This window comes from Hymenobacter metallicola, assembly GCF_004745645.1.
GTDB classification, from domain to species: domain Bacteria; phylum Bacteroidota; class Bacteroidia; order Cytophagales; family Hymenobacteraceae; genus Hymenobacter; species Hymenobacter metallicola.
In genome coordinates, this window is sequence record NZ_SRMB01000001.1 from 2,018,145 (window position 1) to 2,034,893 (window position 16,749).

Genomic DNA, 16,749 nt, shown 5'->3' on the forward strand with positions numbered 1-16,749 from the left:
CCTCCGAATGCCTGCGTAGGCTAGTGCGTTATTTCAACCCAGCCTTTGTAGGTAATCTTGGTGGCGTTGGCGTCGGCAAACTCCACTTCAGCCAGGTAATAATAGACCCCGTCGGTTACCTGAATGCCTTTCCCTTGTTCGCCGGAAGTGGCATTGCCGGTCCAGTTGATATTGGGGTCACTGTCGCCTTCAAATACTTTCACCCCCCACCGGTTGAACGCCTGGAAGCGCACTTTGCGCAACGGCGAAGCTACCCGGGGCCGGAACGTATCGTTGATACCGTCGCCGTTGGGCGTAAAAATATTTGGCAGCTCAAATACCACGCAGTTATCCACGCACCGCTCCTCACTCAACGCGCTCCGGCGGTTGCCGACGGCGCCTACTGCTTGCACCTTATAGCAGCCGGCTTGCTCTACCAAGCCCGTGTGCGAGTAGGTCGTTTCCGGGCCGCGGGTCGAGTCGATGAGCGTATAGATCTGAGTGTTCGTGCGGCGGTAGAATATGCGGTAGTAGGCAATATTGGTACTACAGCCCGTAGGAGCCGCCGTGTTCAATTCCCAGCTCAGCTCGTTGGTGTAGGTTTCGCCGGGCGCGGGGAAGTAACCGGGCCGGTTCAGCACCCGTTGCTTGAATTGCTCACAGTCACTTTTGATAGTAACTACCGGTGGGCAAGGAATTGGCACCAGCAGTACCGGTAGCTCCTGACTAAGGTTTTTCAGGCGGGACGGCAGTTTCGGGTCATTATACGTACCAATGGTACGCACGTAGTAATAATACTGCGCACCGGGTGTCAGCAGCCGCTTAGTCCCGTTGTCGACGTAAGAAGTAGCGGCCTGCACCGAGTCGAGCAGCACGAAGGCGTTACTGCCCGGGTCGCGCCGGTAGATAGCGGTGTACAAACCCGGTTCGGTGTTTTTCCAGGGCACGTTGAACGTCCAGCTCAGCGTCACCTGCCGGGCATCGGGCGTGGGCTCCCCAGCCAGGCGCACGGTGCTGGCCGGACCGGAAGTCTCGACCAATGGGGCGGCTACTCCCGTCGGGTCTTTCTGGAAGAAATCGACGAAGTATGTAAAGGTGCTGTCCAGGGTATTACGCCCCAAATCCTCGAACACCGTGTCCGACAAGTCGTTGGTGGTTTTCACTACTTTCGACTGAGCTTTGGTAGCATTCTGTCCCTGGCCGCGGTAAAGCGTGTAGCCGTAGGGCTGCTGGAACCCGCCAGTACCCGCCGGCTGCGTCCAACGCACGGTTATCTTACCATTAGTACGATCGGTACGGTCAATAGTCACGTTGGTCAGCACGGACGGCCGGCCCTCCATCGTGACGCAGGTTTCGAACGAAGCCAGGCTAGACCCGCCGGCCGGCAATGGAAACTCGGCGTAAATCCGGTAGCAGTACGTTTTACCCCGCTGCAACTGCGACGTAGCTCCGTTGTCGAGGTAAGACTGCAACGATACATCTTTGAGCGTAGCAATCCGGACGTAGCCCGAGGAAGCCGGAATCCCCGTCTGGCAGGTATCGTTCGGGAAGGTAGCAGGCCCTTCTTTCCGATAGATCAACAGACTGCTGGCATTCTGGCACGCGTAACGGTTCCAGGTCAACAGAATATTGTTTTGATTCTGCTGAGCCCGCACGTTTTCGGGCCTAGGGCCTACGACTCTGATGCGCCAGGCTTTTTCATCAATAAGCGCCGTTTCCCCATTTCCAGGGCGGTCCTGCGCCTTAAAGAGCACTAAGTAAGGCTGGGCGGCAATGTCCGTGCATTCGGGCGTCCAGCGGAAGATGCCCTCGGCTATGGGCGAAGGGCCAAACGCGGTTTGTGTGAACGTAGCCGGGGCCACTGGGCGCCCAAACATGCCGCCAAAGGCCGAGAGTTCTATCTGGTTGTTATTCGGGTCAGTGGCCGTTACCTTCTTACGCACCTGCACCCCGGCCACCACGCAGATATCCTGGGGAATATTAACCGTTGGCCGCCGGTTGTTGGTACTGCGAACTACAATCTGCATGTCGCGAATAACTTCCCCGATCAGCCGGATACCAAACTCGGTACGGCGCCATTCCTTCACGACAAAGGCCACGTTGAAGTCGCCCAGGCGATTAGGCGAGTTCCACACCATTTGGCCCGTTACGGCATCCATGGTGAAGATGGCGCCCTCCCCACCCGGATCATTCAGATAAGGAACCCGCGTACCGGGAGGAGAAACCTGATGCGGAAATACAAACCCGGTGGTAGTTCGAACAATCGGGGTGTTGTTGTTGGCGATGGTCGACTCAACAAAGCCGGCCTGCTGGCTGACGCGCAGCTCGTAGGAAAGTGAATCGCCATCAGCATCCGAGCCAGCCGGATTGTGCAAGAACACTTGGTTTATGGAAGCCTTGTCAATAGCAGGAGCATTAAGCACGGGAGAGCGGTTGATGCCGATGCCCGGGTCGATGGTGATGCGGGTTGAGATGTAGAAAGTCTGATTCTGAGACTCGCTCATATTCTGCACCCCAGTATTGCGGTTTTCGCCGATATAGCTCACCACGTAGCTGCGATCCGCATTGTAGGTATGCTCGAAATAATACACGTTTCGGTACGTGTCCTCTGTCACCAGCACCTTGCTGAACCGCTTGATACGGTTCAGCCCGCTACTGGTCCCGTCCCCATAAAAGATAGTAATCTCCTCGCTGTCTGCAGTGGACCGAGAATCGGTATAAGTGACCATCTTAAAAAAGATGCGTCGCGGGTTATTGCGCTTATCCCCAAAAGGATAGGTTGTGTCACTCTTAGCCTGAATATCACCAGCCCGAATGTGGGTTGCTTTGGCCGCAAAGGGCAAGCCTAATAAGGCTAGCGCACTGACCATCAGCACTATCACCCACTTACCGGCACTACGCGGTAAAGAAAGGTCCATAGAATAAATTGATTAGTAAGCTGAGATGAAAAAGAAGGTCGTGAAAAACCTTTCGGAATCCTAACAAAGAATGGCTTCCCCGGGTTGCTTCTGTGGTGGTAATCTCTAACGGGTTTGACCCAAGATTGATTCACCACCCCAGTTAACGCTGGTTCTGATTGTTTAGTACATGGTCGGCATGTACCTTTGACCGATACAACCGACCGTTTCAAAACCACCAGTAGCTCCTATGAGTTGGATCAGTAAAACATTTTCCAGTAGCATCGGCCGCAAGATTATCATGGCCATCACCGGCCTGTTTCTGTGCTCCTTTTTGGTTGTTCACCTCATTGGCAACCTGCAGTTGTTCAAAGATGATGGTGGACAAGCCTTTAATGTCTACTCCCATTTTATGGGCACTAATCCCTTGATTCGCACCGTAGAATGGGTGCTGGTTCTGGGTTTCGGCTTCCACATCTACGAGTCCATTGTGCTAACCCAGCGCAACAAGACGGCTCGTGGCGGTAATTACGTAAGCAATCATGCCGAGCAGAACAGCCCCTGGCAGTCGCGCAACATGGGCCTGTTGGGCACCATCATTCTGATTTTCCTGTTAGTACACTTGTACAACTTCTTCTACCGGGCCCGCTTCGGCGAGCTTGATCCGGACATCAACAACAACGACGACCTGTACACGCTGGTAGCTACTTCCTTCAAGCAGCTGTGGTATGTAATTCTGTACGTTGCAGCCCAGATTGCCCTGGGTTACCACCTGATTCACGGCTTCCGCAGTGCCTTCCAGACCCTGGGTTTGAATCACCGCAAATACACGCCGGCTATCAAGTTCGTTGGCTATGCTTTCTCGGTCATTGTTTCGGCCGGTTTTGCTGCCATGCCCTTGTACTTCTACTTTTTCAAATAAATCCTAACCTCGACCATTCCGATGATTCTGGATTCCAAAATTCCCGAGGGGCCAATAGCCGAGAAGTGGGAAAAGCATAAGTTCAACGTCAAGCTCGTCAACCCCGCCAACAAGCGGAAGTACGATATCATTGTAGTAGGCACGGGCCTAGCCGGTGCTTCGGCGGCGGCTTCTCTGGCCGAGCTAGGCTACAACGTAAAAGCCTTCACGTTTCACGATTCTCCCCGCCGCGCCCACTCCATTGCGGCGCAGGGGGGTATCAATGCTGCCAAAAACTATCAAAATGACGGCGACTCTATCTTCCGTCTGTTTTATGATACGGTAAAAGGTGGTGACTACCGGGCCCGCGAAGCCAACGTCTACCGCCTGGCCCAGGTATCAGTTAATATTATCGACCAGTGCGTAGCCCAGGGCGTACCCTTCGCCCGGGAATATGGTGGACTGCTGGCTAACCGCTCCTTCGGCGGGGCCCAGGTAAGCCGCACGTTCTACGCCCGGGGCCAGACCGGCCAGCAGCTTTTGCTGGGTGCTTACTCGGCCTTGAGCCGGCAGGTAGCCTATGGCAAAGTAAAGCTCTACACCCGCACGGAGATGCTGGATGTCGTGGTTATCGACGGGAAGGCCCGCGGCATTATCACGCGCAACCTGATTACCGGCGAAATCCAGCAGCATTCGGCCCACGCTGTGGTGCTGGCCACCGGTGGCTACGGCAACGTATTCTACCTGAGCACCAACGCCAAGTACTCTAACGCTACGGCGGCGTGGCGGGCTCACAAAAAGGGAGCCTTGTTCGCTAACCCCTGCTTCACCCAGATTCACCCCACCTGTATCCCCGTATCGGGCGACTACCAGTCGAAGCTGACGCTGATGTCAGAATCGCTGCGTAACGATGGCCGCGTGTGGGTGCCCAAGGAGAAAGCCACGGCTGAGCGCCTGCGCAAGGGCGAGATTCGCGTGAGCGACATTGCCGAAGAGGACCGCGACTACTTCCTGGAGCGCAAGTACCCCGCTTTCGGTAACCTGGTGCCGCGCGACGTAGCCTCGCGCAACGCCAAGATGATGTGCGACGAAGGTCGGGGTGTGGGCAGCAGCGGCCTGGCCGTATTCCTGGACTTTGCCGATGCCATCAAGCGCAACGGGGCCGACTGGGTAAGCCAGAAGTATGGTAACCTGTTCGATATGTACGCCAAGATTACCGGCGAAAACCCCTACGAGCAGCCCATGCGCATCTACCCCGCCGTGCACTACACGATGGGTGGCCTGTGGGTAGACTACAACCTGCAAACCACGGTTCCGGGCTTGTATGCAACCGGGGAGTGTAACTTCTCCGACCACGGCGCTAACCGCCTCGGCGCTTCTGCGCTAATGCAGGGCTTGGCCGACGGTTACTTTGTAATCCCCTATACCATCGGTGATTACCTGGCCCAGACGCCTCCTACCCCCGTTACGACCCAGCACCCGGCTTTTGCCGAGGCAGAAGCGGAGGTCCGGGCCCGGATTCAACAGTTGCTGAGCATCAACGGTACCCGCACGCCCGACGATTTTCACAAGCAGCTGGGCCAAATCATGTGGGAATACTGCGGTATGGCCCGCAATGCCGAAGGCCTGCGCCACGCTAAGCAGGAAATTCAGAAGCTGCGCCAGGCCTTCTGGAGCGACCTGAAGCTGGTAGGCACTAGCGAGGAACTGAACCAGGCCTTGGAAAAAGCCGGCCGGGTAGCTGACTTCCTCGAACTGGGCGAATTGATGGTGGACGATGCCTTGGACCGCAACGAAAGCTGCGGTGGTCACTTCCGCGAAGAATACCAGACCCCGGAAGGCGAAGCCCTGCGGGATGATGACAACTACGCATACGTAGCCGCATGGCAATACACGGGTGACAACCAGCCGGAAGTCCTGATCAAGGAAGACCTGCAGTTCGAAAACGTGAAGCTTACCCAGCGCAGCTACAAGTAGTGAGTACGGGGTTTGGAGCAGCACCTTGCTGCTCCAAGCGTTGTTTCCTCTTCTCACTACCCAATACTCACTACTCAATTCCCTTGAAATACCATGGCTGGAAGTAACCCGAATGCCAAACCAATGAATCTTACGCTGAAGGTGTGGCGGCAGAAAAACCGCAACGCCGACGGTCAAATTGTTGATTACCAGGTAAAGGATATTTCCCCGGAAATGTCGTTCCTGGAAATGCTGGACGTTCTCAACGAAGACCTGCTGCGCCGCGGCGACGACCCGGTAGCCTTCGACCACGACTGCCGCGAAGGTATCTGTGGTTCGTGCAACCTGTTTATCAACGGCCGGGCCCACGGTCCGGAGGCTGGCACGACGACCTGCCAGCTGCACATGCGCAAGTTCTCCGATGGCGATACCATCACCATCGAACCCTGGCGCGCCAATGCCTTTCCGGTAAACAAGGACCTGAGCGTAGACCGCTCGGCCTTCGACCGGATTATTCAGGCCGGTGGCTACGTGAGCGTAAATACGGGTGGTGTACCAGACGGCAACGAGATTCCGATTCCGAAGGACATTGCGGACCGGGCTTTCGAAGCAGCTACTTGCATTGCCTGCGGCGCCTGCGTAGCGGCCTGCAAAAACGCATCGGCCATGCTGTTTGTATCGGCTAAGGTGTCGCAGCTGGCTTTGCTACCCCAGGGCCAGGTAGAGCGCAAAACCCGCGTGGAAAACATGGTAGCCCAGATGGATAAAGAAGGCTTTGGTGCCTGCTCGAATATCGGCTCATGCGCGGCGGAGTGCCCAGTCGGCATTTCCCTGGAAAATATTGCCATCCTGAACCGCGAGTTCCTGTCGGCTAAGGCCACCTCGAACAACCTGGCATAACCTGGTTTACAGATCAGTAGCGAAGAGCGAAACGACCCGTCGTTTCGCTCTTTTGCGTTTTACTACGTGCCCTTCCCCGGTAAGGCCAGAACATTCCGCGGGCTTTTCAACTTACTGCACTAGTTTCGCAGCCCTGTTCTTGTCCCCTTCTTCGAATGATTACCATTATAGCTGGTACCAACCGCCCGGCCTCCCGGGCGCGCCGCATTGCCAATATCTACGCCGCTTTGCTGGAAGAGCTGGGGGCAGAGTACCAAATTCTGGATCTGGCTGATCTGCCCGCGGACTTTACCACTTCGGCCCTCTACGATAATATGGGCAAGCACGAAGACTTTAACAAGGTAGTGCGCCAAGCAGAGGCCGCCGACAAGCTGGTATTTATTGTTCCCGAGTATAACTGCTCGATTCCGGGAGTTCTCAAGTCGTTTATTGACGGCCTACCCTACCCGGGCGGCATCCGGGGCAAGCAGGCCGCCCTGGTTGGGCTTAGCGCCGGTTCGCAAGGTGGCATTCTGGCCCTAAGCCACCTGACCGACATCCTTATGTACCTGGGCACAACCGTACTACCCGCCCGGGTCCGCCTGCCCAGCCTCGACAAATACTTACTCAGCAACGGCGAGCTGGATAACTCCTTATACCTGCAGCTGCTAAAAGACCAGGCCGTGCAGCTCGTAGCGAGTTAAGCAAAGTTGATGCGCAGGGCAAACTGGTCTGGTGTACCTCAGAAGCCCGTATATTTGCCCTACCCCCCTTTTTCTCTCTGCCGTGGCCCGTACTCTGGCGTATCTTCTCACCACCCTGATTCTGCTCCAGACCTTTAGTCGGGAGTTGGTGGTAGTGGATTACCAGGTGCACAAAGAGCGTATCACGCAGCTATTTTGCGTGAATAAAGACCGGCCCCAGCTGCACTGTAACGGCAAGTGCCACCTGGCGAAAAAGCTCCGCAAGGCCGCCGCAGCCGACAGCAAAGCCCCGGCCGGCAGCTGGGCCAAAGTCAAGTACGACGCCGTGTTGCCCGTCCGGGCCCTACTGGTTCAGCCCGTAGCGGTGCGCGTATCAGCCGTCCGGTTTGGGCGGGCTACTATAGCCCCCTATTCCTTTACGCCGGCGCACAGCATTTTTCATCCTCCTTCTCAGGCCTGATTCCAGAGTCAGCATCCGCCCCTACGTCCTGTGGTGGCTGGTAGCTCGTTCTGGTAGCAGTAAAACGTGGGCGGCAGAGCCCGCCTTTTGGTTGTACGCCTGTTTTGAAGAAGATGAAAATTTCCAGTCTGTTACTGGCCCTAGCTGCTATGGCCATTTCTCTCACGAGCTGCGAGAAAGAAAGCTCCGAACCTACCCCTACTGTTGCTACTACCGGCGAAGTTGATATCGAATTAGACCACGTAGTAGGAGCCAATGCGTTGGTCTTGAACGCGGCTACCCCTAACTATACGACTCCCAGTGGGGACCATTTTTCGGTGACCACCTTTCGCTACTATATTTCCAATATCAAGCTTACTAAAGAGGATGGCACTACCTACGTACAGCCCAACAGCTATTACCTAGTCGATGCGGCAAAAGCTGATTCCAAGCTGCTGGCCCTCAAGGATATCCCAACCGGCGACTATACCAGCCTGACCTTTACTATCGGGGTAGACAGCGCCCGCAATATGTCGGGGGTGCAGCAGGGAGCCTTGGCCCCGAGCGACATGTTTTGGTCCTGGGACACGGGCTATATTTTCATGAAGCTGGAAGGAAAGTCACCGGAGGCGGGCTCTGGGGCCTTCCTTTTCCACGTCGGGGGCTTTAAAAAGCCCAACAATGCTATTCGGACAGTTTCTCCGGCGTTGCCGGCAGCAACCAAAATTCTGGTGCGCGCGGACCACAGCCCGGAAGTGCACGTGAAAGTGGATGTGCTGAAAATTCTGACCGGCCCGACGACCGTGCGGTTTGCCGACTTCCCGGGAGCCCATATGCCGGGCGCCTCAGCCGTGAAGCTGGCGGATAATTACGCCGCCGGCATGTTCCGTATCGACCATGTGCACGCCAACTAAGCTGTTGACGCCATGAAACGCACCCAGACAGTGCTGCTGGCCGCGGGGCTGGCGGCACTGCTCGCGGCGGGCTGCCAGCCTGATGCCGCTGTTGTTCCTCTGGAAACTGTGCCGGGTAGCGGGCTGCCAACCAATTTTCCGGCCCCCGTCTATGGCTTAGACCAGAATCCACCGACGAAAGTGGGCTTTGAGCTGGGCCGAAAGCTGTTCTACGACCCGCGCCTGTCGCGCGACGGCTCTACTTCCTGCGGCAGCTGCCACCAGCAGTTCGCGGCCTTTACCCACGCGGGTCACCCCGTCAGTCACGGCATTGATGGATTGCTGGGCACGCGCAACAGCCCGGCCCTGCAGAACCTGCGCTGGCAACGCGACTTTCTATGGGACGGGGGCTCGAATCATATCGAGACCATGCCGGCGGCGCCTATTACCAGCCCCGTAGAGATGGGTGAAACCCTGGAAAACGTGGTGCGCAAGCTCAACGCGGATCCGGAGTACCAGCGGCACTTCGAGCAGGTATTTGGCAGCAAGCCCATCGACTCCTACCAGCTTCTGAAGGCCCTGGCCCAGTTTACGGCGGCCCTGACCTCGGCAAACTCCCGCTACGACCACTACGTGCGGCACGAAAGCGGCGGCACCCTTTCCGCGGCCGAGCTACGCGGCCTGACGCTGCTTACGCAGAAGTGCACTCCCTGCCACAGTACGGAGCTGTTTACGGACAATTCCTTTCGCAACAACGGCTTGGACGCCACTTTTGCAGCCGATTCCGGGCGGGCCCACATTACCCAGCGGCCCACCGACCGGGGCAAGTTTAAGGTTCCTTCCCTGCGCAATGTGGCCCGCACGGCGCCTTACATGCACGACGGCCGCTTCCAAACGCTGGAGCAGGTGCTGGACCACTATGCCCACGGCGTCGTGGCCTCCCCCACCCTCGACCCGCTGCTGAAACCGGCAACCGGGCCGCTTGGCCTGGCCTTGAGCAGTCAGCAGAAAGGGGACCTGATTGCTTTTCTGAACACGCTCACCGATGAGCAATTTCTCACCGACAAACGCTTGTCGGAACGTCCTTAACCGGATGCACGGATATTCTGGCGGCCAGCTTGGTCAGCCTTAACTTGTTGTACTTCATGAAAAAAATATATCTCGTGCTAGCCTTCATTGGCTTGCTCAACTATCCCTCATGGGCCTGCGACATCTGCGGCTGCTTTATGGGCATCACGCCCTACGACAACCAAAGCGGCGTGTCGCTGATGCACCGCTACCGGATTTTCAACGGCTATCAGCACTACGGGCAGCCATCCTCCTTTTTTCCCAAGGGGGTGCAGCCCTTTCTGCCCAGCCACCCCAACCAGGATAATGGGTATAAGCACCAACACAATGGCGACGCTACCGACTACGAGGCGTACCGGGTGGTAGAGCTGCGGGGCAAGTATTTTCTGGCCAAACGCCTGGAGTTAAATGCTTTTGTTCCCTACGTGATGAATACCTCCCAAAGCAATGGCATACAGCTGAACACCGCGGGCCTGGGCGACGTGACGGTTTTTGCCGGTTTTCACCTCATCCGAGCCATCGAAACGGCCGGGGTGCAGAGCCGGCTCATCGTGGGCGGGGGCGCCAAGCTACCCACCGGCGACTTTCGCCGCACCAGTCCCAGCGGGCGGCGCTACCCCATGCTCAATCAACCGGGCACCGGCACCACCGACGGCTTCGTGTACGCCAACTATATCGGTAGTTTTCGCAACGTCGGGCTAAGCCTGAATTCCAGCTACCGGCGCTCCAACCGCAACAGCTTCGGTAATAACGTGGCCCCGAGTACCACCACATTTGCTAATCTTTTCTACCGCCTGGCCTTTGGCACTAGCTGGCAGGTGTACCCTTCCGCTCAGTTTTATTACGAAAAGACTAAAGGCGAAATGCTCGATGGTCAGCTAACCCACGAACATGCCATGAATGACGCGCTGCTGGGCCCCGGGCTGGATTTTTACTATAAGAACTTCTCGTTGAACACCAGCGCCCAGTTTCCGCTCTACACAGCTACTACTGATCACCCCGCCAGTGCCGGGCGCATGGTAATAGCACTGGGCTACAGCTTCAAGCAAACCAGATATATACTCAAACCCCGCCAGCCGGCCAGCTAGCGGAGGTCACGCAGGCGCTGCCCCTGCTGCCGCGCCCAGAGTCCGTGCTTGCTTTGCCCAATCATTTGGGCGCTATAAATGCCGCGGTGCCCCGAAAACAAATAGCTGAGGCTGCAGGCCAGTCCGAAGTACAAACCAGCCTCGTGCCCGAAGAGCTCTACACCCATCAGAATACAGGCCAAGGGCGTATTGGCCGCCCCGGCAAACACGGCAACAAAGCCCATGCCCGCCAACAGGGGCATGGGCAAGGCCAGCCCGGGGGCCAGCGCATTGCCTAAAGCGGCGCCAATGAAAAACAAGGGAGTAACTTCTCCGCCCTTAAAACCGGCACCCAGCGTCAAGGCGGTAAGCAGCAGCTTTAGGGCAAAGGCATAGACCGGCAGCGGCTCGGCAAACGAGCGAAGGATAACGGGCAGGCCCAGCCCGATGTACTCCGTGGTGCCCAGCAGCCACACCAACAGCGCAACTACCACGCCTCCCACCAGGGGCCGGAGCGGTGGATAGGCAATTTTTAGCTTGAAAAAGCGACTGATGCGGTGCGTAGTAGCGGCGAATACCCGACTAATCAAGCCAAAAACGATACCGGCCAGGGCCGCGCTGCCCAGGCTCAGCAGAGAAAATGACGGCACGGCCAAAACTGGATACGCTATATGTCCAACACCCCAGGCCCGCGTTACCCAATCGGCACAGACGGCCGCCAGGAAGCTGGGCAGAATGGCGTCGTAGCGCAGGCGGCCGATCAGGAAAACTTCCAGGCCAAAAACAGCGCCGGCCAGCGGGGTACCAAACACGGAGGCAAACCCGGCGCTAATGCCGGCAATAAGCAGCAGCCTCCGCTCCCGCCGCCGCAAAGACAACCCACGCGTGAGCTGGTCGGCTAGGGCGCCCCCCATTTGCACGGCCGTGCCCTCACGCCCGGCCGAGCCGCCAAAGAAGTGCGTAAGCAGGGTCCCGAGCAACACGAGCGGCACCATACGGAGCGGCAGCACGGCCTGCGGCGTATGTATCTCATCGAGCAACAGGTTGTTGCCACCTTCCACCGCTTTGCCCAGCCAGTGATACAGCAGCCCTATGAGCAACCCGCCCAGTGGCAGCCCCATCATAATCCACGGGTGGGCTTCGCGCCAGGTCGTTACCCAGTCGAGGGCCACTAAAAAGCCCGCCGAAGCGGTGCCCGCCAACGCCCCCACTACTCCGCTGATGCCCAGCCAACGGATGGCGAAGAGCAACAGCACCCGATATTCAGCCCACAAACGGGTAATCATTCGAAAAGACATGCACGGGTGAGGCGAAGGACAGAAACCAAAAGTACGCAAACCGCAACCTGTCTGCGCTGTTACTTCAGTGCGCAGCTTAGCCCCGCTGCACCGACTTCGAAACCAATGTAAAGCCCTGAGGTGTTAGGTTAAAAAATCAATATCTTGGATTCTTCTCTCACGCTACACTATCTCGGGTGTTAACTTCTACTCGGCTGCGTTTGTGCTTCTTCGTGTCAGCGGTGGTGCTGGCTATAGTCACCGCATGCACATCCGACCCTGACTTAGCCGAAGAGGAGCCTGTGGTAACGACACCATACCAATTGGTGCTGCCCGCTGGGTTCCCGCAGGATGTTAAAATTCCGGCGTCAAATCCCCTTACGGAGGAAGGTGTGGCGCTGGGCCGCATGCTGTTTTATGAGCCCAAACTCTCGCGCAACAACACGATGTCGTGCGGTAGCTGCCACCAGCAGAGCAAGGCTTTTACGGATGGCAAGGCCCTGGCACTCGGCGTCGACGGTATGCCCAACACCCGGGGTGCCATGTCACTGGCTAATATTCTCTGGGAACCCACGCTAAACTGGGAAGGCGCGGCCGTTGGCCTGGAAACCCAGGCTCGGCAGCCTATCGAAAATCCGGTGGAGATGCACCAACGCCTGGGCGAAGGCGTCAGTAAGCTGCAGCAAACGGAGTCGTACCCGCCCCTATTCCACAAGGCTTTCGGCTCCCGGACCATCACGGAGGAAAATGTGCTGAAGGCTCTGGCTCAGTTTGAGCGGACCCTGATTTCGGCCAACTCCCGCTACGACAAGTATCTGCGCGGTGAAACGCAGCTCAGCAGCCAGGAAATAGCCGGTAAAGTTCTGTTTTCCAGTCACCCCGACCCAACAATTCCGGTAGCCGGGGCCGACTGTATGCACTGCCATAACGAGGGCAACCGGCTCTTTACCTCCACCGATTACACCCGGGGAGCGGCCAGCAGCTTTTTCAACAACGGCCTGGATGCCACGCTGACCGACCAGGGCCGCTTCACAGTGACCGGGCTGGAGTCGGACCGGGGCAAGTTTCGGGCCCCCACGCTGCGCAACATTGCCCTGACGGCGCCTTACATGCACGATGGTCGTTTCCAAACGCTGGAGCAGGTGCTGGATCATTATAGTGACCATGTGGCCAAAAACAGCCCCAACCTGGACGTGAACCTGCAAACGGCCACCAACAAGCGCAACGCAACGCAGCTCAGCCTGAGTGCGGGCCAGAAAAAGCAGGTCATTGCCTTCCTCCTCACGCTGACCGACTCCAGCTTTATTCAGGACAAGCGGTTTTCAGACCCTTTCAAGCCCTAACAGGGGGCCCGGTATGAATGGCAGCCAAAAATACCTAGCCCCTTTGCCCGTTTGGGTAAACCTCTTGACCAGCAGCACGTATTAGCCGCCAAGTGCACCGCTTGCACCCCCAGCCTCCTGGCCGATTTCATTCTCCCTCACCTCATGAAAAGCACATTGCTTATTGTCTTACTAGCCGGCCTGTGTTCAGCTTGTTCGATTTCCTCTACCACCGCGTCGCGTCCTCTTTCCCCTGACCGGGAAGCTGCGGACCCCATCAACGCCACTCTTCCCGACTCAACCTCGACGGCCACCTTAACCAAGTAGCCAGCTTATAGTATCCAACAAAAAAGCCGTTTCGTAGCTACGAAACGGCTTTTTTGTTGGGGTAGAATACGTCCCTAATCTACATTGTCGTGCAGGAAACGGTTGTCGCCGAGCAACTCATTATCATCCGACAGGTTGAACCGCGAGATGTTGCGCTCATTTGAAGGCACTACGTTTTCCAGCTTTACCTGGCGGCGCAGATACGCGGGTGTTTCCAACTGGTCCTTGATAACGTCATTGGTCAGCCCGTTGCTCAGACCTTCCAGCCGGCGGCGGCGCTCTTCGGCCCGGGCGTCCAGGGATGGGCGGGCGGGCTGCTGCACTGGGGCGGGCTGGTGAATCACGACTGGCTCGGGGGCCGGCGTGGAAGGAGCCGCTACGGGCGGCACATACCCCGTGTAGGGCGAAGTTTCCAGATCAAACGTCACCTTGGGCGGCTCGGGGGCCGCCGCAACAGGAGCCGGAGCGGGCGTACCAAAGGTCGGAACAACCGGAACGGAAGGCGCTTCTTGCCGGTCCCGGTCGAAGATGTTAATCTGCGGATCGGGCACGGGAGTCGGCTCGGGCTTCTCCACGGCGTAACCAGTCGTGATGTTGTGCGCTTCGCGGGCAAAGCCCGTGGCAATAACCGTCACGCGGATGCTCTGCCCCAGGGTAGAGTCGATACCGTGGCCGAAGATAACCTCAGCGTCCTGACCGGCTTTCTCCTGGATATACTCCGTGATTTCAGTCAGTTCATCCATTTCCAGCTCGGCCTGGTCGCCCGACATGATGGAAAGCAGAATTTTCTGCGCCCCGTGAATGTCAGTGTTATTGAGCAGCGGCGAAGCCAAAGCCTCCTCAGCGGCGCGCTGGGCGCGGTTTTCGCCCTCGGTGATGCTGCTGCCCATGACGGCAGCCCCCGAGTCCTTCATCACCGTTTTCACGTCTTCAAAGTCCACGTTGACTTCGCTCGTGACGGTGATAATTTCGGCAATCGACTTGGCGGCCGTACTCAGCACGTTATCGGCCTTGGCGAAAGCCGAGCGGATGGGCAGGTTACCGAAGATTTCGCGCAGCTTATCGTTAAGAATAACCAGGACCGTGTCGCAGTTGTCGCTGAGCTCCTTAATGCCCTGCTCGGCCTGCTGACGCTTTTTCTTACCCTCAAAGAGGAAAGGCGCCGTCACGATGCCGACGGTCAGGATGCCTAGCTCCTTGGCTACTTTGGCAATAACGGGAGCCGCGCCGGTGCCCGTACCACCGCCCATACCGGCCGTGATAAACACCATCTTGGTACCGTTGCTGAGCAGCTCGCGGATTTGCTCCCGGCTTTCGATGGCCGCCTGCTTGCCCCGCTCGGGGTTGGCACCGGCACCAAGGCCCTCGGTCAGGTCCACGCCGATTTGCAGCTTGTTGGGCACGGTGCTGCTGTGCAGCGCCTGCTTGTCCGTATTGCAAATCACGAATTCCACGTCCTTGATGCCTTGGCTGAACATGTGGTTCACGGCGTTAGAACCGCCCCCACCGACACCAATCACCTTGATGATGGAGTTGGATTGCGCTGGAATATCAAATTTATACATGAGTTCAGGGTAGGTGGGTCTTGGGCTTTGGCAACGAAAAAGGAAGAATTCAACCTGTAAAGTTCCGTGGCCCCTTCAGACATCAATCGGCTAGTACTGCTTGTCGTCGAAATCATCAATCAGCAGACCTTTCGTACGGCTGATAATGTCTTGGAAAAACTTGCCAGCCCCCGAGGTTTTCTTCGGCGGGGCGGGCGGAGCCGGAGCGGCAGGTTGAGGGGTAACCGGAGCGGCGGCCCGCACTTCGGGGGCCGGCCGGTAGGTTTGCTCCTCTTCCTCGTACGAGCGGCTCACTCGCTCATCAATCGAGCGGTAGCCGGCCAGCACCAAGCCAACAGTAGTAGCATACATGGGCGACTTCACCGCCTCAATTTTACTCTTGCCCAGGTGCTCATTGGGGTAGCCAATACGGGTATCGAGGCCCGTAACGTACTCAGTAAGCTGCACCAGGTTCTGAAGCTGGGAGCCGCCGCCGGTCAGTACGATACCGGCCGCCAGCTTGTCGCCGTGGCCCGTGCGCTGAATCTCGGCGTACACCAACTCGATGATTTCCTCCATGCGGGCTTCGATAATGTGAGCCAGGTTCTTAAGGGAGATCTCTTTAGGGGCCCGGTCGCGCAGCCCGGGGATGCTCACGATTTCATAATCAGAAGCTTCCTCGGCAATGGCTTTTCCGAATTTCACCTTCAGCTGCTCAGCCTGATTCTGCATCACGGCGCACCCCTGCTTGATGTCGCTGGTCACGATGTTGCCACCGAAGGGCAACACGGCGGCATGCCGAATAATACCATCCTTGAAAATGGCCAGGTCGGTGGTGCCGCCCCCGATGTCGATCAGGGCGACGCCGGCTTCCTTTTCCTCGTCTGAGAGCACCGACATGCTCGAGGCCAGGGGCTCCAGAATCAGGTTGTCGATTTCCAGGCCCGCCTTGGTGACGCACTTATTGATGTTGTTGATGGCCGTGCTCTGGGCCGTAATGATGTGGAAGTTGCCTTCCAGGCGCACGCCCGACATCCCCACGGGGTCCATGATGCCCTCCTCGTAATCCACCTTGTAGTCCTGGGGCATTACGTGGATGATTTCGGAACCGGGTGGAGTTACCAGCCGGTACATATCGTTGGTGAGACGATTGACATCGTCGACGGTAATCTCGGTTTCGGCGGAATTGCGGGTGATGCTGCCGTTGTGCTGTAGGCTTTTGATGTGCTGGCCGGCAATGCCCACATTCACGACGCCAATATTGATTCCGGACTGTTCTTCGGCCTGCCGAATTGCCTTCCGGATAGCATCCACCGTCTTGTCGATGTTCGACACGATACCACGTACCACTCCTTCCGACACGGCTTTGCCCATGCCCAGGATTTCGAGTTTGCCAAACTCGTTTTTGCGCCCTACCAGAGCGCAGATTTTGGTGGTACCGATGTCGAGGCCGACTACAATCTTATCGTTGTGCATGAGGAGGAAAGGACGAGTGG

Annotated in this window: 14 protein-coding genes; 10 read left to right on the forward strand and 4 right to left on the reverse strand. The window is 57.4% G+C overall.

Going from position 1 to position 16,749, the window contains the following annotated elements; genetic code table 11:
- Positions 1-20 precede the first annotated feature (20 nt).
- Positions 21-2,897: a T9SS type B sorting domain-containing protein gene (locus tag E5K02_RS08520; RefSeq protein WP_135393976.1), complete on the reverse strand. Its 2,877-nt coding sequence runs from the start codon at positions 2,895-2,897 to the stop codon at positions 21-23.
- A gap of 229 nt (positions 2,898-3,126) precedes the next feature.
- On the opposite strand from E5K02_RS08520, the gene E5K02_RS08525 reads away from it, so the two are divergent.
- The 8 genes from E5K02_RS08525 (at position 3,127) to E5K02_RS08560 (ending at position 10,804) form a co-directional block, all read left to right on the forward strand.
- Positions 3,127-3,798, forward strand: a complete 672-nt coding sequence (locus E5K02_RS08525; RefSeq protein WP_135393978.1) for a succinate dehydrogenase cytochrome b subunit — start codon at positions 3,127-3,129, stop codon at positions 3,796-3,798.
- A gap of 21 nt (positions 3,799-3,819) precedes the next feature.
- Positions 3,820-5,754, forward strand: a complete 1,935-nt coding sequence (locus tag E5K02_RS08530; protein WP_135393980.1) for a fumarate reductase/succinate dehydrogenase flavoprotein subunit — start codon at positions 3,820-3,822, stop codon at positions 5,752-5,754.
- Positions 5,755-5,877: 123 nt separating this feature from the next.
- Entirely contained in the window at positions 5,878-6,633 is a 756-nt protein-coding gene (locus E5K02_RS08535; protein ID WP_135393982.1) for a succinate dehydrogenase/fumarate reductase iron-sulfur subunit, read from the forward strand.
- A 155-nt stretch (positions 6,634-6,788) separates the two neighbouring features.
- Positions 6,789-7,316 (forward strand): NADPH-dependent FMN reductase, encoded by a 528-nt coding sequence (locus E5K02_RS08540; RefSeq protein ID WP_135393984.1) that lies wholly within the window; start codon positions 6,789-6,791, stop codon positions 7,314-7,316.
- Between the two features lie 82 nt (positions 7,317-7,398).
- Positions 7,399-7,776, forward strand: a complete 378-nt coding sequence (locus E5K02_RS08545) for a hypothetical protein (RefSeq protein WP_135393986.1) — start codon at positions 7,399-7,401, stop codon at positions 7,774-7,776.
- A gap of 113 nt (positions 7,777-7,889) precedes the next feature.
- A complete protein-coding gene (locus E5K02_RS08550; protein WP_167856326.1) occupies positions 7,890-8,669 on the forward strand; it encodes an MbnP family protein in 780 nt (259 codons plus the stop codon).
- Between the two features lie 12 nt (positions 8,670-8,681).
- Positions 8,682-9,737, forward strand: coding sequence for a cytochrome-c peroxidase (locus tag E5K02_RS08555; RefSeq protein WP_135393990.1), 1,056 nt, complete (start codon positions 8,682-8,684; stop codon positions 9,735-9,737).
- 56 nt (positions 9,738-9,793) lie between these two features.
- Positions 9,794-10,804 carry a hypothetical protein gene (locus E5K02_RS08560; RefSeq protein ID WP_135393992.1) on the forward strand — a complete coding sequence of 337 codons (1,011 nt, stop codon included), beginning with the start codon at positions 9,794-9,796 and terminating at the stop codon, positions 10,802-10,804.
- Here E5K02_RS08560 and E5K02_RS08565 read toward each other — a convergent pair.
- A complete protein-coding gene (locus E5K02_RS08565; RefSeq protein ID WP_135393994.1) occupies positions 10,801-12,069 on the reverse strand; it encodes a chloride channel protein in 1,269 nt (422 codons plus the stop codon). The genes E5K02_RS08560 and E5K02_RS08565 overlap by 4 nt on opposite strands.
- Before the next feature lie 293 nt (positions 12,070-12,362).
- Here E5K02_RS08565 and E5K02_RS08570 point away from each other — a divergent pair, with 293 nt between their 5' ends.
- Positions 12,363-13,403: a cytochrome-c peroxidase gene (locus E5K02_RS08570; protein ID WP_135393996.1), complete on the forward strand. Its 1,041-nt coding sequence runs from the start codon at positions 12,363-12,365 to the stop codon at positions 13,401-13,403.
- A gap of 144 nt (positions 13,404-13,547) precedes the next feature.
- A complete protein-coding gene (locus tag E5K02_RS25480; protein WP_167856328.1) occupies positions 13,548-13,709 on the forward strand; it encodes a hypothetical protein in 162 nt (53 codons plus the stop codon).
- 74 nt (positions 13,710-13,783) lie between these two features.
- On the opposite strand, the gene ftsZ is transcribed toward E5K02_RS25480, so the two are convergent.
- Together ftsZ and ftsA are read right to left on the reverse strand one after the other, a co-directional pair.
- Complete coding sequence (gene ftsZ / locus E5K02_RS08575) at positions 13,784-15,274, reverse strand: cell division protein FtsZ (protein WP_135393998.1); 1,491 nt, start codon at positions 15,272-15,274, stop codon at positions 13,784-13,786.
- Between the two features lie 90 nt (positions 15,275-15,364).
- Positions 15,365-16,729 (reverse strand): cell division protein FtsA, encoded by a 1,365-nt coding sequence (gene ftsA / locus E5K02_RS08580; RefSeq protein WP_135394000.1) that lies wholly within the window; start codon positions 16,727-16,729, stop codon positions 15,365-15,367.
- Positions 16,730-16,749: the final 20 nt, after the last annotated feature.